This window comes from Kitasatospora sp. NPDC057738, from assembly GCF_042798815.1.
Taxonomy (GTDB): domain Bacteria; phylum Actinomycetota; class Actinomycetes; order Streptomycetales; family Streptomycetaceae; genus Kitasatospora; species Kitasatospora lactacystinica.
Window position 1 is genome coordinate 1 of record NZ_JBHVJT010000009.1, and the last position, 18,739, is coordinate 18,739.

The window sequence follows — 18,739 nt, forward strand, 5'->3', positions numbered from 1 at the left end:
CCACCGCAGGTTCGGCGCAGACCGTCAACTTCTCGGTCATCAGCGTCCCGACCATCGGCATCAACGCCACCGTCACTCCTGGCAGCGTCACCACCGGCAACAGCGCGACGCTCAACATCAGCACCACCTCGGCCGCGACTCCGGGCACCTACCAGCTCGGCGTCACCGCCACCGGCCCCTCCGGCAGCCACACCGCGGCCTACACCCTGACCATCACCGGGGCCGGCCCGACGACCGGCCTGGTCAACGGTGACCTGGAGAGCGGCAGCCTGACCCCGTGGACCTGCCAGAGCGGCGGCGCCGTGGTCTCCACCCCGGTCCACTCCGGCGCCAAGGCGCTCCAGGCGGCGGCCACCGCCGGCCAGACCGGCGAGTGCTCGCAGACCGTCACCCTGAAGCCCAACACCAGCTACACCCTGAGCGGCTGGGTGCAGGGCAACTACGCCTACGTCGGCGTCAGCGGCGGCGCCACCGCCAGCGCCTGGACCAGCTCCTCCGGCTGGACCAAGCTGTCCGTCCCCTTCACCACCGGCGCCAACGGCACCGTCACCGTGTACCTGCACGGCTGGTACGGCCAGGGCAACGTGTACGGGGACGACTTCTCCATCGCCTGAGTCCGCTTCGGGTGACGAATGACGGATGACAGCTGACAGATTTCATTTTCTGTCAGCTGTCATCCGTCTTCTGTTCGCTGATCCCTGTTACCTGTTCGCTGTTACCTGTTCGCTGTTATCTGTTCCCTGTCGTCCGTTCGTCGGCGTCCGTTCGCCGCTGTTCGCCCGTCAGCCGCCCGCCGCCCGCATCCGCTCCGGCCGGCACAGCGCCAGGTACGCCACCGTCGCCAGCACCCCGCAGACCAGGACCACCAGCGCCAGCAGCACGGCGGACGGCCGACCGCCGAGGCTGCTCAGCGGTGCGACCACCGCACCGCACAGGAAGTTGCCCGTCCCCAGCAGGGCCGACGCCGTGCCCGCCACCTGCGGCTCGACCAGGCCGAGCGCCTGGGCGGCGGTGTTCGGCAGCAGTACCCCGAGGCTGCCCATCATCACGAACAGCGGCGGGCAGAACCCGGCCAGCCCGAAGTCCCACACCGTCGTCAGCAGCACCAGCGCCGCCCCGGCGGCGACCGCCGCCGCGAGGCTGCCCAGCATCAGCGCCCGCTGGGTGAAGCGCGGCGCCAGCACCCGTCCGTTCACCTGGGTCATCACCACGATCGAGAACGAGTTCAGCCCGAACAGCAGGCTGTAGGTCTGCGGCGAGACCTGGTACACGTCCTGGAGGACCGTCGACGATCCGCTGATGTAGCCGAAGAGCGCCCCGAAGGCGAGGGAGCTGGTCAGCGCCAGCCCGAGGAACGGCAGGTTGCGCAGCAGCCTCCCCATCGTCCGCAGGGCCGCACCGACCCCGCCGCGGTCCCGGGTCTCCGGCGGCAGCGTCTCCCGCAGCACGCCGAACGAGACCAGGGTGAGCAGCAGTCCGAGGGCCGTGAGCACGCCGAAGGTGCCGCGCCACGAGGTGAACCGCATCAGCTGCGCACCGATGATCGGGGCGAGGATCGGCGCCAGCCCGGATATCAGGGCGATCGAGGCGAGGAAGCGCAGCAGTGCCACGCCCTGGAAGCGGTCCCGGGAGACGGCGCGCCCGATCACCAGCCCGGCGGAGCCGGCCGCGCCCTGGACGAAGCGGCCGACGATCAGCACCGTCAGGTTCGGCGCGAACACGCACGCCACACTGGCCAGGGTGTAGAGGACGAGCCCCGCGAGCAGCGGCCGACGGCGCCCGTAGCGGTCGCTGAGCGGCCCGAAGAGCAGCTGACCGGCCGCGACCCCGAGCATCGAGAAGGTCAGGGTGAGCTGGACGGCGGCCGGCTGGGCGACCAGGTCGTCGGCGATCGCGGGCAGGCCCGGGAGGTAGAGGTCGGTGGTGAGCGGGCCGAGCGCGGCGATCCCGCCGAGGGCGGCGATCACGGCCCAGCCGGGCCGGGCCCGGCCAGTGGCGGGGGCCGGGGCCGGGGCCGGAGCCGGGGCGGCAAGGGACGCGGGGTCGGGAGTGGTGGCGGGTGCGGGAGCGGCAGCGGTCGACGTGTCGTCGGTGGGGCCGACGGTCGGGCCGGGCATGGTTCTCCTTACGGACGGGTGACGCGGGGTTCGTTCGCGCTCCGTCCTATCGCAGCCCGGGCCGGTTCCGACAGCGGGGGTGGACGCTGTTCGGCCGTGGGGGTGCGTCCGGCGGTCGCCCCGCGGCCCGGCCCGGCCCGCACACGACGACGGCCCGCCCGCACCTTCCGGTGCCCGGCGGGCCGTTCCGTTCCGCTCCGCTCCCCGGGCCGGAGGTGGCCGGGAGGAGTCCTCGGCAGTGCTCGGGAGGGCCGGCGCCCGGCCGGCGGCGGCCCCCCGGGGCCGGTCGCCGGACTCAGCGCTTGGCGACGTGCTCGGCGCGCAGCGCCGCCTGCACCGCGGCGCCGTCCTGCCAGGCGTAGAGCTGGTTGCCGGTCAGGGCCACGTTGTAGTGCCCGCAGGTGCCGGTGGCCTTGGTCGCGACGCTCTCGGGGAACCAGCCGGCCTTGAGCGCCTGCGGCACCGGGTGCGCGCTCTTGCCCGGCAGCCCGGCGGTGCAGCCGGCGGGCAGCCGGCCCTCCGGGAGGGTGGCGCGCAGCAGGCGGTCGTCGCCCGTGGTGGACATCAGGTACTTCACCCCGGAGGCGTCGTCGGGCAGCCAGGTCGGCATCGAACGGCGGTCCGCCTTGGCCTGGGTGCCGGTCTCGTACGCGCCCTGCTGCTGGTGGTGCTCGTCGTACCAGTCGGACACCCGCGGGCCGATTGCCACAGCCGCCACGGCGACAGCCATGCCGGTACCCGCGACTCCCAGCGCGACCTTGCTCACGATGCCCTTCATGCCCGACTGTCCTCTCCGTGTCGTGACCGATGCGGCCGTTGCCGCTCGTGCCGCTGCCGCTCGTCTTCGCTGTCGGCGGCCGCTCAGGTCCGCGTCACCGACCCGGTCGGCGTGCTCCGCCGTCCGGTGCAACCATCGTGGCCCGTCCGGACCCGTCGGATCGTCACCACCAGGTCGCGAACTTGTCTCCGACCCACGGGGTACCTTCTCCACCTTCAGGCGTATGTCCTCCGGCAGGGACCCTGAGGCCAGCGGATTCCGGACCTGCGAATTCCGGCCCCGCGGGTCCCGGACCTGCGGATCCCTGAGCCACAGGCCCCGGCACCGCCGGTCGCCGGGTCCGTGCCGCTCCGGCGCTCAGGTTGGCACGCCCGGGTCGAGAACGGCCCGGGCCCCGATCGAGCCTCGCTCAGGCCCGGAGCCGCCGCAGCCCGGCCTGCTGCAGCCGGGTCACCCGCCGCCGCCGCTTCGGACCACCACGGCTTCGGACCACCACCGCTTCGGGCCGCCGCGGTTTCAGACCGCCGCCGGTACCGGACGGGCGACCGGGAACGGGCGGCCGTCGAGGGTCCAGTGCGGGTCGATCGGACGCAGCAGCGAGGCGTACACCTGCGCGGCGACGTCCGGATGACGGATCTCGCCGGTGGGCGGGCCGGCCGGGATGTCGTGCCCGGCGCAGGCCACCCAGGCCGTCCGCTCCTCGGCCGTACGGCCTCCGTGGCCGCCGGCGTCCACGTGCCCGTGGTCGGTGACGACGATGACCGTCCACTGCTCCTCGGCGTGGGTCGCCCGGCCCCGGACGGCGTCGAGGAGGCGGCCGAGGCGCTCGTCGGCGGTGCGCATGGACGCGCGGTACTCGTCGCCGCAGCCCAGGAAGTGGGCGGTCTCGTCGACGGCGCCGAGGTACACGAAGGACGCCTCGGGGTCGGCGGTGCCGATGACGTGGACGGCCTCCCGGGTGACCTCCTCGTCCACCGCCTCCCAGGCCTCGGGGGTGTCCTCGGCGGGGGCCACGTAGGAGAGCCGGCCGGGGGCGCGGAACAGCGGGCCGCCGGACTCGTTGATCATCAGCGGGTCCCAGCCGGCCGCGACGAAGGTGCGGCGGCGGTCGCCCCGGGCGAGGCGGGTGGCGAAGTCGGGGAACACGTCGAGCCGGTTGCCGCCCAGGTGGTTGCCCCACACCCCGTGCTTGGCGGGCTCGACGCCGGTCACGATGGTGGCCCAGCACGGCCCGGACATGGTGGGCGTGCTGTCCGCGACGGTGACCGGTACCAGGAACCCGGCCTCAGCGACCTCCTGCAGGCGGGGCATCGGCACCTGTGCGAGGAAATCGTGGCGGACGCCGTCGATCCCGACGACGAGCACCCGGGGGCGGGGCCACTGGGCAGCGGACATGGGGGGGTTCCTTTCGGTCGTGCGCACCCGGCCGCGCCCGCCGAGGGCGCCGCCGACCGCGCCATGGTTCACCGACCGCCGTACCGGTCGGCGTCCCACCGCCGAACGTCAGGTGTCCACGAAGTGTCGGACGGGCGTTCCCAGGCCCCGGGCGGAGTTCCGCCGCTGCCGTCCGGGGGCGGGCACGGGGGTCCGGGACTGCCGTCCGGGAGCGGGTCAGGAGGGTTCGGTGCCCGGCAGCCGGGAACCGTCCGGGTAGACCGCGGGCGGCAGCGACTTGTCGGCGGCCGGCCGCGTCACGGCTGCGGGCGGAACTCGTGGACGACCTCGATGCGGCCGACGATGTGCCGGTTGAACTCGTCCAACTCCTCGGCGGGAACCCAGAGTTCGAGGATCGTCCGGCCGCCTGCCCGTTGAACGGGGTAGCGCGCGAGGAAGGCGGTGTCGACCTCGAAGCGGGTGACGTAGCCGACGCCCGAGGCGGGCACGTTCCAGTCCCGGGCGATCCGGATCGCGTAGTCCTCGTTGAGGACGGGGTAGAAGATCGGCTGCTCGGGGAGGCGGGGCGGCCAGGCGCGCCGGTCCGCGGCCTCGACCAGGGCGAGCTCCTCGGGGCCGGTGGGGCGCCAGAGGGTGGTGGTCGGGGGCTGCGTCGGGACGAACCTGCTGGTCATGGCTGGGACGGTGGCCGGGCCACGACGGGCCCGGCCACCGGTTTTCCCGGGCCGCGAGGTGCGACGAGATGCGGCGAGGGCGGACGGGCGGCCGTCAGCGGTAGGCGGACTCGCCGGTGATGGCCTCGCCGAGCACCAGGGTGTGGATCTCGCTGGTGCCCTCGTAGGTGAGCACCGATTCCAGGTTGTTGGCGTGCCGCAGCACCGGGTACTCGGTGGTGATGCCGTTGGCCCCGAGGACGGTCCGGGCACTGCGGGCGATCTCCAGAGCGGTGCGGACGTTGTTGAGCTTGCCGAAGCTGATGTGCGGCGGGCGGGCGGCGCCCTGCTCCTTGAGCCGCCCGATCCGCAGGGCGACCAGGTACGCCTTCTCGACCTCCAGCATCATCTCGACCAGCTTCTGCTGGGTCAGCTGGAAGCCCGCGATCGGACGGTCGAACTGGATCCGGCTCTTGGCGTAGTCCAGGGCGGAGGTGTAGCAGTCGCGAGCGGCGCCGACGGTGCCCCAGAGGATCCCGTAGCGGGCCTCGTTGAGGGAGGAGAGCGGTCCGCGCAGGCCGACCACCCCGGGCAGCACGGCGTCGGCGGGCAGCACCACGTCGTCGAAGGCCAGCTCGCTGGTGACGGAGGCGCGCAGCGAGAGCTTGCCGTGCACATCGGTGGCGGTCAGGCCGCGGGCGCCGCGCTCGACCAGGAAGCCGCGCACGCCCTCCTCGGTCTGCGCCCAGACCACGGCGACGTCGGCGATGCTGCCGTTGGTGATCCACATCTTGCTGCCGGACAGCACCCAGTCGCCGCCCTCACCGCCCTTGCGGACCGCCCAGGTGCGCATGTTGGCCGGATCCGAGCCGAAGTCCGGCTCGGTGAGGCCGAAGCAGCCGATCAGCTCGCCGGCGGCCATGCCGGGCAGCCAGCGCTGCTTCTGCTCCTCGGAGCCGAAGGCGTGGATCGAGCGCATGGCGAGCGAGCCCTGGACGGAGACGAAGCTGCGCAGCCCGGAGTCGGCCGCCTCCAGCTCCATGCAGGCCACCCCGTACGCCACCGCGTCGGCGCCGGCGCAGCCGTAGCCGTCGAGGTGCATGCCGAGCACGCCCAGGGCGCCGAGCTCGGGGGCGAGTTCGCGGACCGGGAAGACCCCGCGCTCGAACCACTCGCCGATGTGCGGGCGGATGCGCTCCTCGGTGAACCGGCGGACGGTGTCGCGGATCAGCCGCTCCTCGTCGGAGAGCAGATCGCCGACGGCGAGCAGGTCGGACGGGTCGATCCGGGTCGGCTTCGTCACTGAAGCTCCTTGTACTCTCGGCGGGACACCGGCGGAACACCGGCGAGTATTCCGCACCCGGCCGGGTGGTGGGCGGGCGTGAACGAGTGAGGATGGCGACACGTCCGACGGCGCGCCCGAGGGCGCGTACGCCCGAGCGGAAGCGAACCGGAGGGGAAGGGGCGGGGCAGGACATGGCACGTTGGGCGCTGGTCGTCGAGGAGACGGTGGGCATGGGCCAGGATCGGATCTGGGGGAGCAAGGTGCTCGCCGAGGTCGAGGGGACCCGCGAGGAGGCCGTCGAGGAGCTGAGGCGACTCGTCCCCTCCTACACCCCGGAGCACCCCTTCAACAGCCGACGGCGGACGCTGCTCCGCGACGGGGACACCTACCTGCTGATCGCCCAGGGGAGCATGCGCGACTACCACTGCGTGTTCAAGGTGTGGGAGCTGCTGTGGGACAGCAAGCGGCCGGAGGTGCAGGCGGAGCGACTGGCCGAGGGGCCCGGGGAAGGCCGCTGAGGGCGAACGGACGACGGCCGACGGCCGACGAGCACCGGATCACGGATCACGGCCGACGGATCACAACCGACGGATAACGGATAACGGATAACGGATAACAGCTGACAGATTTCAAACTCTGTCAGCTGTCACCCCGCCCCGCAGAGCCGCAGCAGCGCCGTGGTCGCCGCACCCGCGACGACCACCAGCGGGAACGGTGCCCGGCGCAGCGCGAGCACTCCCGCGACCAGTACGCCCGCCGGGCGGGCCCACCCCGCGAAGCCGTGCCCCTGGGTCAGCGCGCCGGTCGCGACCAGGGCCACCAGCAGCACCGCCGCCGCGACGGCCAGCAGGTGCCGCAGCCGCTCCGAGAGGGCGAGCCGACCGGCGAGCAACGGCCCGGCCAGTCGGAAGGCGTACGTTCCGGCCGCGAGCAGCAGAACGGCGTACAGCGGCATCATCGGACCTTCTCCTTCTCCGCGTCCGCGGCGTTCGGTCCGTCCGCCGCCTTCCGACCCGACTCCCCCGCAACCGGCCGACCGGCGAACACCAGCCCGACCAGGGCGAGCAGCACCGGCAGCCCGGCGGGGACGAACGGGGTCGCCGCGACCGCGACCGCCGCACCCGCCACCGCCGCCGTACGGGTGCGGCGGTCCGCGAGCGAGGGCAGGACGAGCGCGAGCAGCACCGCGGGGAAGGCCGCGTCCAGGCCGAACGCGTCCGTGTCGCCGATCAGCCCGCCCGCGAGGGCGCCGAGCAGCACCGAGACGTTCCACACCACGAACAGGGCGACCCCGCAGAGCCAGTACACGGCCCGGCGCCGACGGGGATCGCTCTGCTGCAGGGCGAAGGCGACGGTCTCGTCGGTGAGCAGTTGCGCTCCCACCAGCCGCCGCCACCACGGACCGTCGGGCACGTCGGCCACGGTGAAGCCGAAGGGCAGCAGTCGGGCGTTGAGCACCAGTCCGGTGGCGACCGCGGCGAGGGTGCCGCCGCCGGAGAGCACCACGCCGACCGCCGCGAACTGGGAGCCGCCGGCGAAGACCAGGACGGAGAGGGCCATCGGCACCCAGAGGGGCAGGCCCCCGGAGACGCTGATCGCGCCGAAGGACGCGCCGACCAGGGCATCGGCCAGGCAGACCAGGGCGACGTCCCGGAGGGTGGCACGCTCCAGTGTTCGAAGTAGCGAACGCATGTTCATTAGAGTGAACCGACTCGACGTCGTTCGTCAAGGCGAACACTTGGACCGATCGGGCGAACGGCGGCCGATGCGACCGGCCATGGCAGCATGAACGGCGGCATCGGCCGCACCGGCGGCCATGGAAGGGGCCAGGAGGAAGCGTGAGTGGCGAGCATGAGTGACCAGAGCACCCCGGCCACGGACTCCGGCGGCTCCGACGGTTCCGACGGTTCCGGCGGCTCCGACGGCTTCGACCGCTCCAGCAGCAGCGATAGCAGCGGCAGCGCCGGCAGCGGCGCCAACGGCGGCGAGCTGATCGGCCAGATCGCCGCCTCGATCAGGCGCGAGCGCGAGCGCAGCGGGCTGTCGATGGCCGAGCTGGCCCGGCGCGCGGGCATCGCCAAGTCCACGCTGTCCCAGCTGGAGTCCGGCGCGGGCAACCCCAGCGTGGAGACGCTCTGGGCGCTCGGCGTCGCACTGAACGTGCCGTTCAGCCGGCTCGTCGACCCGCCGCGCCCGGTGGTCAAGGTGATCCGGGCCGGCGAGGGCCCGGTGACCCACTCCGAGCGCGCCGACTACGCCGCCACCGCGCTCTCCTCCTGCCCGCCCAACGCCCGGCGCGACATCTATCGGATCGAGGCGCAGCCGGGTGAGGCCCGGGCCTCCGATCCGCACATGCCCGGCACCGTCGAGCACGTGCTGATCGGTGCCGGGCGGGCGCTGGTCGGGCCGACGGAGGCGCCGGTGGAGCTGGGCCCGGGTGACTACGTGAGCTACCCGGGCGACACTCCGCACGTGTTCCGCGCCCTGGCTCCGGACACCCTCGCGGTGATCGTCATGGAGCACATCTGACAATTCGTCAGCTCTGACAAGGGGGCGCCTCCTACTTCAACAGCCCGTCCAGGAAGGGATTTCCGAAGACCCGGTGCGGGTCGTGGCGGTCCAGGACGGCGACCGCCTCGTCCCAGCCGGGCCCGCCGCCCGCCCGCAGACTGTCCGGAACGACCCGGCCGAGCAGGTCCGGATCGGACCAGGCGGCGGCGTCGGTGTACGCCCAGCCCTTGGACCACTCGACCCGCAGGCCCGCCCGGGAGCCGTCGAAGGTGCGCAGCAGCCACTGCTCCAACTCCCGCGCGAAGTGCTCCAGTCCGGGGGTGCCGGGGAAGGCGAGGACGTCCAGCCAGACGGCCGTGTCCCACTCCGGGCGGTCGGCGCGCGGTCGCAGCGCGGACAGCAGCGGGGGCCGGGCGCCGGGGACGCCGGAGGAGGCCGGGTCGTCCAGGCCGGTGACCCGGATCTCCACCGCGCCGTTCACCGGGAACTCGCCCCGGGCCTGGTAGGAGGCGAGCAACTTCCGGTAGTAGGCGGCGAATTCACTCACCGCCCACTGAAGGTCGGCACGCTTGAGGAGGATCGCGTAGCCGTTGGCGGTGACCCGCAGGGTGGTCGGGCGGACGTACTGGAGCAGGGTGCGCGAGGGCCCCCAGAGGTCGGACCGCAGTCCGCCCGCGAGCAGGTGGGTGAGCACCTCGCCGCTGAGCAGTCGGCGCAGCAGGGCGCCGGAGAGCAGGACTTCGGTGATGTCACCGGTGAGTCCCACCTTCGTGACCAGGTACTGGAGTTGGCCGAACAGCGGGGCCGAGGCCCAGGCGCCGGTGACGATCTCGCCGGCGAGCCGGGCGACCGGTTCCGGAAGGCTGTCCGAGAACGGGTAGTTGTACGGGTGGTCGACGGACAGGGAGGCGAGCGGCTTGCTCGGGGTGACGCTCCAGGTCTTGAGCCAGGGGTACTCGGTGTAGGCGAACCAGATCGCCTCCACCCGACCGTCGCGCTCCACGAAGTCGGCGAGGGTGCGCGGGCCTCCTCCGCTCCCGAGGACACCGCCGAGGACACCGCCCAGCACTCCCCCGAGCACTCCGCCGAGACCCCCGCCCCCGCCGGTACCCGCACCGGCCCCGGTGCCGGCGCCTGTTCCGGTTCCCGTTCCGGCCGCGGGGCGGGCGAAGAGCTCGCTCGCCGGGATGTCGAGTCGGCTGACGCAGCGCAGCGGCCGGTCGGCGCCGGCCCGCAGCACCACCTCGGTCAGGAAGGCACGGCCGAGGTGCACCAGGAAGGCGGCGCTGTCGGCCTCGGAGCGGTCGAAGGTCCGCAGCGTGTAGCGGCCGGTGGCCGGGTCGAGGACGACGGCGGTGAGCCGGACGACCTGGTTGCTGACCGATCCGTAGCCGTGCCCCTCCGGTCGTACCTCCCCTGCGGCCGGGACGGCGGTGCCGTGGCCGCCGATGGCGAGTACACCGCCTACGGTGATCTCGCCGGGGGCCGGGCAGGCGGTCAGGCCGAGGCCGCGGTCGGCGAGGTGGGCGAGCAGGGCCTCCATGGTGGCGCCGGTCTGCACCCGGACGGTGTCGGGCGAGTCGGCGCCGATGGCGGTGAGGTGCCGACTGGTGTCCACCAGCAGCACCCTGGCGCTCTCCGGGGTCCCGGCGGCGACGGTGAGCGGTGCCCAGGTGTGCCGGTACCCGGAGGCGCGCAGCCGCCAGCCGTTGGCGTGCGCCCAGTCGGCGAGGGCCGGGACCTCCTCGGGGGTGCGGGGCGCGCAGGTCCACAGCTGGTCGGTGCGGATCTCGCCGGACCAGTTCTGGAAGACCCGCTGGTAGAGCTCGGTGCCGGGGGGCAGCGCGGGCGGTACCGGCGCGGCGGCCTCGGCGCTGTCCGGGCCGATGGTGCCGCGCAGCAGCCAGGCCGCGCCGCCGAGCGCCGCCGACGCACCCAGCAGCTGCCGCCGGGTGAGGCCACCGGGGGCGGTCTTCGCCGAGGTCTTCGCCGGAGCGTCGGTCGGGGCGTCCGTCGGGGCCTCCACCGGGACATTCAGTGGGGTCATCCCCTCCCGTACCGCTCCGTCACCCGTTCCGCCCATCGGGCCGTGTCCTGTGGTCATCCGTCCGTCCGCCCCCTCGTCCTGGTCCCCCGGGCCGAGCTGCGCCGATCCGGGTCCGGCCGGAGTCCGCCCGGCCCGGTCTGGAGCGTATGAAGGGGCGCACGGCAGTTTGAAGCGCCCGCCGGGGATCTCACTCCTTCGAGTGAGATCGGCCCGATCGGCCCCGGGCGCCCCGTCCACCTGCACCGCTCCTCGTCCCGGCTCCGTTGCCCACGTCCTCGACGGGCGCATAGGTTGATCACGGTCACGGTTGATCACGATCGCCCCACCCCACCCCGCCCGCCGGAGGCTTCGCCATGCCCTCGTCCACGCCCTCACCCGAGTCCTCGCGCGCCGACTCGCCCGCGGACTCGCGGCCGGACTCGCGGCCGGACTCGGCTACGGACTCGGCCTCCGCCCCGTCCGCGAACCCGCCCGCCCGCGGAGCCCTGACCGTCGCCGTCGCCCAGCCCGTCTGCGCCGCCGCCGGCCGTCCGGACACCGTGTCCGAGAACGTCGCCCTGCACGCCGAGGCGGTGCTGAAGGCGGGCACCCGGCTGGTGGTGTTCCCCGAGTTGTCGCTGACCGGCTACGACCTGACCGCACCGGCCGTCGACCCGGCGGACGTCCGGCTCGCGCCGCTGGTGGCCGCCTGCGCCGCGACCGGCGCCGTCGCCCTGGTCGGGGCGCCCGTCACCGAGGCCGACGGACGCGAGTCCATCGCCACGCTGGTGGTCACCGGGCAGGGCGCCGAGGTCGCCTACCGGAAGATGCGCCTGCACGGCGCCGAGGTCGAGCGCTTCGCCCCCGGCGGGAAGCCCGTCGTCCTGGAGCTGGACGGCCTGCGGCTCGGCCTCGCCGTCTGCGCGGACGCCGCCGACCCGGCGCACGCCGAGGAGACCGCCGCGCTCGGCATCGACGCCTACGTCGCCTCCGCCCTCTACGGGCCCGGCGCCGCCCAGGCGGAGCGCCGGGACGGCCACGTCAGCGACCGGGCCGCCGCCCACGGGGTGTGGTGCGTGCTCGCGACCTGTGCCGGGGCGACCGGCGAGTACCCGGAGAGCTCGGGCGGCTCCGGCGTCTGGGCCCCGGGCGGCGAGCTCGTCGTCCAGGCCGGTACCGACCCGGGCGAGCTGGTCCGCGCCGAGCTGCCCCGCCGGTAGGAGCCGAGCCGGGGCCGGGAACCGGGCCGCACCGGACGCGGGCACCCGGCCCCGTACCGAAACGGAACGGGCGGAACGGGCGGAACGGAACGGGCGGAACGGAACCGGATCACCCCGACCGGAAATACCCGGGCCTCGTTCGCGGCTGTGCTGACCGAAGATCCGTTCCGGGCCGGTCGGGCCCGTACAGGAGGTGCAGCGCGCGATGGGTGGCGAGCAGGAGAAGGCGCAGGAGTACCGGATCGAGCACGACTCGATGGGCGAGGTCCGGGTGCCGGCCGACGCGAAGTGGCAGGCGCAGACGCAGCGGGCGGTGGAGAACTTCCCGGTGTCCGGCCAGCGGCTGGAGCGGGCGCACATCGCCGCACTGGCCCGGATCAAGGCCGCCGCGGCCCGGGTGAACGCCCGGCTCGGGGTACTGGACGAGGAGACGGCGGAGGCGATCGCGGCCGCCGCCGAGGAGGTCGCGGAGGGGCGCTGGGACGACCAGTTCCCGGTGGACGTGTTCCAGACCGGCTCGGGCACCTCGTCCAACATGAACACCAACGAGGTGATCGCCACCCTGGCCGGGGAGCGGCTGGGCCGACCGGTCCATCCGAACGACCACGTCAACGCCAGCCAGTCGTCCAACGACGTCTTCCCGTCCTCGATCCACATCGCCGCGACCGCCGCCGTCACCCATGACCTGGTCCCGGCGCTGGAGCACCTCGCGGAGTCGCTGGAGCGCAAGGCCGCCGAGTTCGCCCAGGTGGTCAAGTCGGGCCGCACCCACCTGATGGACGCCACGCCCGTCACGCTCGGCCAGGAATTCGGAGGCTACGCGGCCCAGGTGCGGCACGGGCGGGAGCGGCTGCTGGCCACCCTGCCCCGGGTGGCCGAACTCCCGCTCGGCGGGACGGCGGTGGGCACCGGCATCAACACCCCGCCCGGTTTCCCGGCGGCCGTCATCGCGGAGGTCGCCCGCGCCACCGACCTGCCGTTGACCGAGGCCAGGAACCACTTCGAGGCGCAGGGCGCGCGGGACGCCCTGGTCGAGTTGAGCGGTCAGCTGCGCACGGTGGCGGTGGGCTTCACGAAGATCGCGAACGACCTGCGGTGGATGGGCTCCGGTCCGCGCACCGGGCTCGGCGAGATCAACCTGCCGGACCTCCAGCCCGGTTCGTCGATCATGCCGGGCAAGGTGAACCCGGTGCTGCCCGAGGTGGTGCTGATGGTCGCCGCCCAGGTGGTGGGCAACGACGCGACGGTCACGCTGGCGGGCGCGAGCGGCAACTTCGAGCTGAACGTGATGCTCCCGGTGATCGCCCGCAACGTCCTGGAGTCGGTGCGGCTGCTCGCCAACAGTGCCCGGCTGCTGGCCGACCGGACGGTGGACGGCATCACCGCCAACGTGGACCGGGCCCGGGAGTACGCGGAGTCCTCGCCCTCGGTGGTGACCCCGCTGAACCGCTACATCGGATACGAGGAGGCCGCGAAGGTCGCCAAGCAGTCGCTGGCCGAACGCAAGACGATCCGTCAGGTGGTACTGGAGCGCGGCTACGTCGAGCAGGGCAGGCTCACCGAGGAGCAGCTGGACGAGGCACTGGACGTGCTGCGGATGACCCACCCCTAGCGGGTCGGAGCCGGGTCGAAATCGGGTCGGAGCCGGGTTGGGATCGGGCCGGAGCCGGGTTGGGATCGGGCCGGAACGTACCGGGCCCGCGCCCGGGTCACGCCTCGGGCGCGCGCCTCGGGCTCGCGCCGGGGCGCGGGGGGCACTCGCGCCCTCCGCGCCCCGGTCACGGGCTGCGGGGAAGATCAGCCCTTCGCGCGGCCGGCCCGGCCGCGCCGCATCGACGCCCCGTTCGACGTCATGGTCGCCATCGAGATCGCCGCGAGGCCGAGCAGGAACATCACGGCGCCCACGATGATGCAGGTCACGATGTTCTTGCCGTGCGCGACGGACCCGGAGACGACCCACGGGGAGATGATCGTCCAGACACCGAGCGCAGCGGCCGCCCAGGCACGGGCGTGGGTGCGTTCGTAGGCCGATCCGTAGCCGGCCATCAGGGCCGTGTAGGCCAGACCCACGATCAGGCAGGTCACGGTCAGGGTGCTGTACGCGGTGAAGCCGACGATCCATGGCGATGCCGCCAGGAAGAGACCGGCCAGGACGGCCAGGGCTTCGACGCCCTGGGCACGGGGGGTCGAGGTGACCCGCTCGTAGCGTTCGCGGAGTTCGACGATGTCCGGATGGTGCTCCATGCCCGTCGTCGGGATATGGGTTGCCACCGATACCACCTCCTGTGGTCGGAACCGGTAAGGCGCTTGCCCCGTACCCATTCTGGCGCTTATCCAACGTTTTGCACCCGATAGTCCGGAATGACCGATAACCATCCGGTCACGCCGGTGACCTGCGTCTCAACCGTCCGGGCCGCCATTGCCTATGCAACTCGTTGCATAGCAGGATGCGGGCCATGGCACTGGAGCACGCGATCCTCGTCTCGCTACTGGAGCAGCCCGGCTCCGGCTACGAGCTGGCCCGGCGCTTCGACCGCTCGATCGGACGCTTCTGGACCGCCACCCACCAGCAGATCTACCGGGTGCTGCGGCGGATGGAGGCGGACGACTGGGTGGCCGCGCAGGAGGTCCCCCAGGACGGGCGCCCGGACAAGAAGGTCTACTCGGCTGCCGGGGCCGGACGGGCCGCGCTGGCCGGCTGGCTGCGCGAACCGGTCGAGCCGGAGACCGTCCGGCACGAACTCGCGGTCAAGATCCGGGCCGCCGCCTTCGACGACCCGGCCGCGCTGGTCTCCGAGGTGGAACGGCACCGCGAGAGCCATGCCGCCCTGCTCGCCCGCTACCTGCACGGCGAGCAGCGCGACTTCCCCGACACCACCGCACTCGATGCGCACGAGCAACTGCAGCACGTGGTGCTGCGCGGCGGCATCGAGTACGAGCGGATGACCCTCGCCTGGCTCGACAACGTACTCGCCACCCTGCGCCGCCTCTCCGCCGACGGCGGACGGCGGCCGACGGATGACGACTGACGACTGACAGATGACAGCCGACGGATGACAACTGACAGAGTTTGAAATCTGTCACCCGAACCCTGTCACCCGCCCTCTTCACACCCTCGACCCCCGGGAGCCCCTCGATGCTCTTCAACCCGCGCAACTACGACCCCGCACAGTTCGACGAGCCGACCCGCCGACTGCTGCGCGCGACGGTGGACTGGTTCGAGTCCCGCGGCAAGAAGGCGCTGATCGACACCTACATCGACCGCAGCTGGTACGCCGACTTCCTGGACTTCGCCGCGAAGGAGGGCCTCTTCGCGGAGTTCCTGACCCCCGCCGCGGCCGACCCCGACAAGCGCTGGGACACCGCGCGGATCGCCGAGCTGAACGAGATCCTCGGCTTCTACGGCCTCGGCTACTGGTACACCTGGCAGGTCACCATCCTGGGCCTCGGCCCGGTCTGGCAGAGCGAGAACGAGGCCGTCCGCGCCCGCGCCGCCCAGCTCCTCGCGGACGGCCACGTGATGGCCTTCGGCCTCTCCGAGCGCACCCACGGCGCCGACATCTACTCCACCGACATGATCCTCACCCCGGACGGCGAGGGCGGCTTCACCGCGACCGGCTCGAAGTACTACATCGGCAACGGCAACGTGGCCGGCCTGGTCTCGGTGTTCGGCCGCCGCTCGGACGTCGAGGGCCCGGAGGGCTACGTCTTCTTCGCCGCCGACAGCCGCCACGACGCGTACCACCTGGTCAAGAACGTGGTGAACGCGCAGATGTACGTCAGCGAGTTCCGCCTGGAGGACTACCCGGTGCGCGCCGAGGACGTGCTGCACACCGGCCAGGCCGCCTTCGACGCCGCGCTCAACACCGTCAACGTCGGCAAGTTCAACCTCTGCACCGCCTCGATCGGCATCTGCGAGCACGCGATGTACGAGGCCGTCACGCACGCCCACAACCGGGTGCTGTACGGCAAGCGGGTCACCGACTTCCCGCACGTCAAGCGGGAGTTGACCGACGCCTACGTCCGCCTGGTGGCGATGAAGCTGTTCAGCGCCCGGGCGGTGGACTACTTCCGCAGCGCCTCCCCCGAGGACCGCCGCTACCTGCTGTTCAACCCGATGACCAAGATGAAGGTCACCACCGAGGGCGAGAAGGTCATCGACCTGATGTGGGACGTCATCGCCGCCAAGGGCTTCGAGGCGGACACCTACTTCGACAAGGCCGCGAAGGACATCCGCGGCCTGCCGAAGCTGGAGGGCACCGTCCACGTCAACCTGGCGCTGATCCTCAAGTTCATGGGCAACTACCTGTTCGCCCCGGCCGACTACGCCCCGGTGCCGAGCCGCGTGGACGCCGCCGACGACGCCTTCCTGTTCCGGCAGGGCCCGGCCCGCGGCCTCGGCGCGATCCGCTTCCACGACTGGCGCACCGCTTACGACCGCCACGCCGAGCTGCCCAATGTCGCCCGCTTCCGCGAACAGGCCGACGGCTTCTGCGAGTTGCTGCTCCAGAACGCGCCGAGCAAGGAGCAGCAGGCCGACCTGGACTTCCTGCTTGAGATCGGCCAGCTGTTCGCGCTGATCGTCTACGGCCAGCTGGTGCTGGAGCAGGCCGAGCTGACCGGCCTGGCCGCCTCCGAGCACGGCGGCGACGTGCTGGACCGGGTCTTCGACGCGCTGGTCCGCGACTTCTCCGCGCACGCCACCGAGCTGCACGGCAAGGCCTCGGCCACCGAGCAGCAGGCCGCCTGGGCACTCGCGAACGTACGTCGCCCGGTCGCCGACCCGGCGCGGGACGCGCGGGTGTGGACGCAGGTCGAGTCGCTCTCCGGCGCGTACGAGATGCGGCCGTGAGCGGGATGCAGCCGTAGGGCGGGGACGGCAGGACTCCGGGGGTGCCGCTCGGCGGACCGGCACCCCCGGTTCACAGCTCCCCGCTCACGACACCCGGTTCACGACACCCGGCTCACCTCTCCGGGTTGGTCCGGTCGTCGCCGAGGCCCATGTCGCGGGCCCGGGCGACCGCCTCGGCGCGCGTCGCGACGTGCAGTTTCTCGAAGATGTGGGTGATGTGGTTGCGGACGGTCTTCTCCGCGACCACCAGCTCCCGGGCGATCCGCCGGTTGTCCAGCCCGCGCGCGACCAGGTCCAGCACCTCGGCCTCGCGGGCGGTGAGTTCGGGGAAGAGCTGTCCCGCCTCGCGCATCTTCGCCCCGGCCAGCAGGGCGGTGATCCGTCCCGCCACCTCGCCGCCGAACACCGCGCCGCCCGCCGCGACCGTCCGCACCGCGTGCAGCACCTCCTCCCGCCCCGCTCCCTTGACCAGGTAGCCGCGCGCGCCGGCCTGGAGGGCCGCGAGCAGGTTTCCGTCGTCGTCCGACATGGTCAGCATCAGCACCGGCGGCGGCGCCTCCTGGGTGGCGAGCTGCCGGACGGCCTCCAGCCCGGAGCCGTCGGGCAGCGAGAGGTCCATGATCACCACGGTCGGGCGGTACCGGGCGACCGCCTCCGGGACATCGGCGACCCGCTCGGCCTCGGCCACCACGAGGACACCCTCGGCGCTCTCCAGTGCCGCCTTGAGCCCCTCCCGGAAGAGGGGGTGGTCGTCGACGATCAGCACACGGACGGCCGGAGTGCCACCCGGACCCACAGGTGCCAACGGCTGTTCTTCATCCACCCGGTCGACACTAGCAGCGGCGATCGCGTGACTTTCCGTGACGTGCTCGTGAAGTCCTCAGCGTGTCGGGGCAGGGACGGGCCGGGAGGAGCCGGGAGGAGCCGGGAGGAGCTGGGAGGAGCCGGGGCCCGGCCGCTCCGGCTCACGTCGGGACGGGATTCGAGACCGGGCCCCGGCCACCCGGGACACCGGGCCGTCGAAACCGGATCCTCACCCGGTACACGCCGCGGGCCGGCGTCCGCACTCGCGGACGCCGGCCCGTCGACATTCCTTCCGCGTGACCGATCACGGTCGATCGCTCCGGCCTCAACCCTGCGGACCGGTCTGCCCCGAGCGCACGGGCCGGCCGTCCCATTCCGGTCCCAGAGCGGCGCCGGGTGCGCCGACGCGGCCCAGCACGGCGGTGACCGGTCCGCGCCGGCCGGCCCGCAGGCCGTACCGCTCCCCCGCCCGGACGTAGACCAAGTCACCGGAGAGCAGCAGGACTTCACCCAGCTCTCCGAGGAAGGCCGCGGCCCCGGTGAGGACCACCAGGAAGGCGTCGGCGGCGCGGTCCGTGTACGGTCCGCAGGTTCCGCACGGGTCGAGCCGTGCGGTGCCCACCTCCACCTGCCGCCGGCTCGCGGCGGGCGCGGAGTCCGACCGCTGGGCCGGGATGGCGGCCCGGGGCGGAACGGGCCTGACCGTGAGCACGGTGGTCGGCGCGCCGCGGACGGCGGAGATCCGGCAGGAGGTTCCGGGACGGTGGTGCAGCGCCTCGCCCGGGGAGAGGATCCGGCCGGCCGCGAACAGCCGCCCGGAGAGCACCACGGTCACCGACTCGACCGATTCGTACGGGAGTTGCTCGATCCGGACGCCCGGCGGCAGCGCCTCGACGGTGAGTCCGGCGCGGACGGCCGGCCGCTGCTCCGGGTCGATCAGCCGCTGGAACGCGGGCGCGGTGCGGGGGACGGCAGCGGGGACGAGGATCACGAGTGGTCACCTCCGAGGGGAACTGGAGGACAGGCAGGATTGGCAGCGCAGGTCAGCGCCGGTCAAGGCCTGTCGGCGCCGGTCAGGGCCTGTCGGCGCCGACCAGC

Annotated in this window: 18 protein-coding genes; 7 read left to right on the forward strand and 11 right to left on the reverse strand. The window is 73.0% G+C overall.

The features are described 5' to 3' along the window. Window positions 1-614, forward strand: a 614-nt coding sequence (locus tag ACFVGO_RS06920) for a carbohydrate binding domain-containing protein (RefSeq protein ID WP_380630994.1), incomplete at its 5' end; no start/stop codon positions are given. A 168-nt stretch (window positions 615-782) separates the two neighbouring features. Here the strand turns inward: ACFVGO_RS06920 and ACFVGO_RS06925 are convergent. The 5 genes from ACFVGO_RS06925 to ACFVGO_RS06945 form a co-directional block, all read right to left on the reverse strand. Next, window positions 783-2,117 (reverse strand): multidrug effflux MFS transporter, encoded by a 1,335-nt coding sequence (locus ACFVGO_RS06925; protein WP_359900460.1) that lies wholly within the window; start codon window positions 2,115-2,117, stop codon window positions 783-785. Between the two features lie 295 nt (window positions 2,118-2,412). Continuing rightward, window positions 2,413-2,895 carry a hypothetical protein gene (locus ACFVGO_RS06930; protein ID WP_359900458.1) on the reverse strand — a complete coding sequence of 161 codons (483 nt, stop codon included), beginning with the start codon at window positions 2,893-2,895 and terminating at the stop codon, window positions 2,413-2,415. Window positions 2,896-3,411: 516 nt separating this feature from the next. Then, window positions 3,412-4,290: an alkaline phosphatase family protein gene (locus ACFVGO_RS06935; RefSeq protein ID WP_380630995.1), complete on the reverse strand. Its 879-nt coding sequence runs from the start codon at window positions 4,288-4,290 to the stop codon at window positions 3,412-3,414. Window positions 4,291-4,586: 296 nt separating this feature from the next. Continuing rightward, window positions 4,587-4,964 carry an ADP-ribosylation/crystallin J1 gene (locus tag ACFVGO_RS06940; protein ID WP_359900454.1) on the reverse strand — a complete coding sequence of 126 codons (378 nt, stop codon included), beginning with the start codon at window positions 4,962-4,964 and terminating at the stop codon, window positions 4,587-4,589. A 94-nt stretch (window positions 4,965-5,058) separates the two neighbouring features. Beyond that, on the reverse strand, window positions 5,059-6,246 hold the full coding sequence (locus ACFVGO_RS06945; RefSeq protein WP_380630996.1) for an acyl-CoA dehydrogenase family protein: 1,188 nt from the start codon (window positions 6,244-6,246) through the stop codon (window positions 5,059-5,061). 173 nt (window positions 6,247-6,419) lie between these two features. On the opposite strand from ACFVGO_RS06945, the gene ACFVGO_RS06950 reads away from it, so the two are divergent. Continuing rightward, entirely contained in the window at window positions 6,420-6,746 is a 327-nt protein-coding gene (locus tag ACFVGO_RS06950) for a hypothetical protein (RefSeq protein WP_359900450.1), read from the forward strand. A gap of 128 nt (window positions 6,747-6,874) precedes the next feature. Here ACFVGO_RS06950 and ACFVGO_RS06955 read toward each other — a convergent pair whose 3' ends face one another. Both ACFVGO_RS06955 and ACFVGO_RS06960 read right to left on the reverse strand, forming a co-directional pair. Further along, window positions 6,875-7,183 (reverse strand): AzlD domain-containing protein, encoded by a 309-nt coding sequence (locus ACFVGO_RS06955; protein WP_380348454.1) that lies wholly within the window; start codon window positions 7,181-7,183, stop codon window positions 6,875-6,877. Next, window positions 7,183-7,920 carry an AzlC family ABC transporter permease gene (locus tag ACFVGO_RS06960; RefSeq protein ID WP_380630997.1) on the reverse strand — a complete coding sequence of 246 codons (738 nt, stop codon included), beginning with the start codon at window positions 7,918-7,920 and terminating at the stop codon, window positions 7,183-7,185. The genes ACFVGO_RS06955 and ACFVGO_RS06960 overlap by 1 nt, the downstream gene beginning before the upstream one ends. Before the next feature lie 150 nt (window positions 7,921-8,070). Between ACFVGO_RS06960 and ACFVGO_RS06965 the strand changes: the two genes are divergently transcribed. After that, the gene (locus ACFVGO_RS06965) at window positions 8,071-8,757 is read left to right on the forward strand and encodes a helix-turn-helix domain-containing protein (RefSeq protein WP_380630998.1); all 687 of its coding nucleotides are present in this window, start codon (window positions 8,071-8,073) and stop codon (window positions 8,755-8,757) included. Between the two features lie 31 nt (window positions 8,758-8,788). On the opposite strand, the gene ACFVGO_RS06970 is transcribed toward ACFVGO_RS06965, so the two are convergent. Then, window positions 8,789-10,786: a cholesterol oxidase substrate-binding domain-containing protein gene (locus ACFVGO_RS06970; protein ID WP_380630999.1), complete on the reverse strand. Its 1,998-nt coding sequence runs from the start codon at window positions 10,784-10,786 to the stop codon at window positions 8,789-8,791. Window positions 10,787-11,139: 353 nt separating this feature from the next. Between ACFVGO_RS06970 and ACFVGO_RS06975 the strand changes: the two genes are divergently transcribed. Both ACFVGO_RS06975 and ACFVGO_RS06980 read left to right on the forward strand, forming a co-directional pair. Further along, the gene (locus ACFVGO_RS06975; protein ID WP_380631000.1) at window positions 11,140-11,985 is read left to right on the forward strand and encodes a carbon-nitrogen hydrolase family protein; all 846 of its coding nucleotides are present in this window, start codon (window positions 11,140-11,142) and stop codon (window positions 11,983-11,985) included. Window positions 11,986-12,190: 205 nt separating this feature from the next. Then, window positions 12,191-13,597 (forward strand): class II fumarate hydratase, encoded by a 1,407-nt coding sequence (locus ACFVGO_RS06980; RefSeq protein WP_380631001.1) that lies wholly within the window; start codon window positions 12,191-12,193, stop codon window positions 13,595-13,597. A 185-nt stretch (window positions 13,598-13,782) separates the two neighbouring features. On the opposite strand, the gene ACFVGO_RS06985 is transcribed toward ACFVGO_RS06980, so the two are convergent. Next, complete coding sequence (locus tag ACFVGO_RS06985) at window positions 13,783-14,256, reverse strand: SPW repeat protein (RefSeq protein ID WP_359900437.1); 474 nt, start codon at window positions 14,254-14,256, stop codon at window positions 13,783-13,785. Window positions 14,257-14,441: 185 nt separating this feature from the next. Between ACFVGO_RS06985 and ACFVGO_RS06990 the strand changes: the two genes are divergently transcribed. Next, window positions 14,442-15,014 carry a PadR family transcriptional regulator gene (locus ACFVGO_RS06990; RefSeq protein ID WP_380631002.1) on the forward strand — a complete coding sequence of 191 codons (573 nt, stop codon included), beginning with the start codon at window positions 14,442-14,444 and terminating at the stop codon, window positions 15,012-15,014. A 107-nt stretch (window positions 15,015-15,121) separates the two neighbouring features. After that, window positions 15,122-16,837, forward strand: a complete 1,716-nt coding sequence (locus ACFVGO_RS06995; protein WP_359900433.1) for an acyl-CoA dehydrogenase family protein — start codon at window positions 15,122-15,124, stop codon at window positions 16,835-16,837. 112 nt (window positions 16,838-16,949) lie between these two features. On the opposite strand, the gene ACFVGO_RS07000 is transcribed toward ACFVGO_RS06995, so the two are convergent. After that, the gene (locus ACFVGO_RS07000) at window positions 16,950-17,642 is read right to left on the reverse strand and encodes a response regulator (protein ID WP_380631003.1); all 693 of its coding nucleotides are present in this window, start codon (window positions 17,640-17,642) and stop codon (window positions 16,950-16,952) included. Between the two features lie 324 nt (window positions 17,643-17,966). After that, window positions 17,967-18,632 (reverse strand): hypothetical protein, encoded by a 666-nt coding sequence (locus ACFVGO_RS07005; protein ID WP_359900429.1) that lies wholly within the window; start codon window positions 18,630-18,632, stop codon window positions 17,967-17,969. Between the last annotated feature and the right edge of the window lie 107 nt (window positions 18,633-18,739).

Excerpts from the sequence above, each read along its gene's own strand:
- ACFVGO_RS06925 (WP_359900460.1), bottom strand. The coding sequence starts at position 2,117 with ATGCCCGGCCCGACCGTCGGCCCCACCGACGACACGTCGACCGCTGCC.
- ACFVGO_RS06930 (WP_359900458.1), bottom strand. The coding sequence starts at position 2,895 with ATGAAGGGCATCGTGAGCAAGGTCGCGCTGGGAGTCGCGGGTACCGGC.
- ACFVGO_RS06935 (WP_380630995.1), bottom strand. The coding sequence starts at position 4,290 with ATGTCCGCTGCCCAGTGGCCCCGCCCCCGGGTGCTCGTCGTCGGGATC.
- ACFVGO_RS06940 (WP_359900454.1), bottom strand. The coding sequence starts at position 4,964 with ATGACCAGCAGGTTCGTCCCGACGCAGCCCCCGACCACCACCCTCTGG.
- ACFVGO_RS06950 (WP_359900450.1), top strand. The coding sequence starts at position 6,420 with ATGGCACGTTGGGCGCTGGTCGTCGAGGAGACGGTGGGCATGGGCCAG.
- ACFVGO_RS06955 (WP_380348454.1), bottom strand. The coding sequence starts at position 7,183 with ATGCCGCTGTACGCCGTTCTGCTGCTCGCGGCCGGAACGTACGCCTTC.
- ACFVGO_RS06960 (WP_380630997.1), bottom strand. The coding sequence starts at position 7,920 with ATGCGTTCGCTACTTCGAACACTGGAGCGTGCCACCCTCCGGGACGTC.
- ACFVGO_RS06970 (WP_380630999.1), bottom strand. The coding sequence starts at position 10,786 with ATGACCCCACTGAATGTCCCGGTGGAGGCCCCGACGGACGCCCCGACC.
- ACFVGO_RS06975 (WP_380631000.1), top strand. The coding sequence starts at position 11,140 with ATGCCCTCGTCCACGCCCTCACCCGAGTCCTCGCGCGCCGACTCGCCC.
- ACFVGO_RS06980 (WP_380631001.1), top strand. The coding sequence starts at position 12,191 with ATGGGTGGCGAGCAGGAGAAGGCGCAGGAGTACCGGATCGAGCACGAC.
- ACFVGO_RS06990 (WP_380631002.1), top strand. The coding sequence starts at position 14,442 with ATGGCACTGGAGCACGCGATCCTCGTCTCGCTACTGGAGCAGCCCGGC.
- ACFVGO_RS06995 (WP_359900433.1), top strand. The coding sequence starts at position 15,122 with ATGCTCTTCAACCCGCGCAACTACGACCCCGCACAGTTCGACGAGCCG.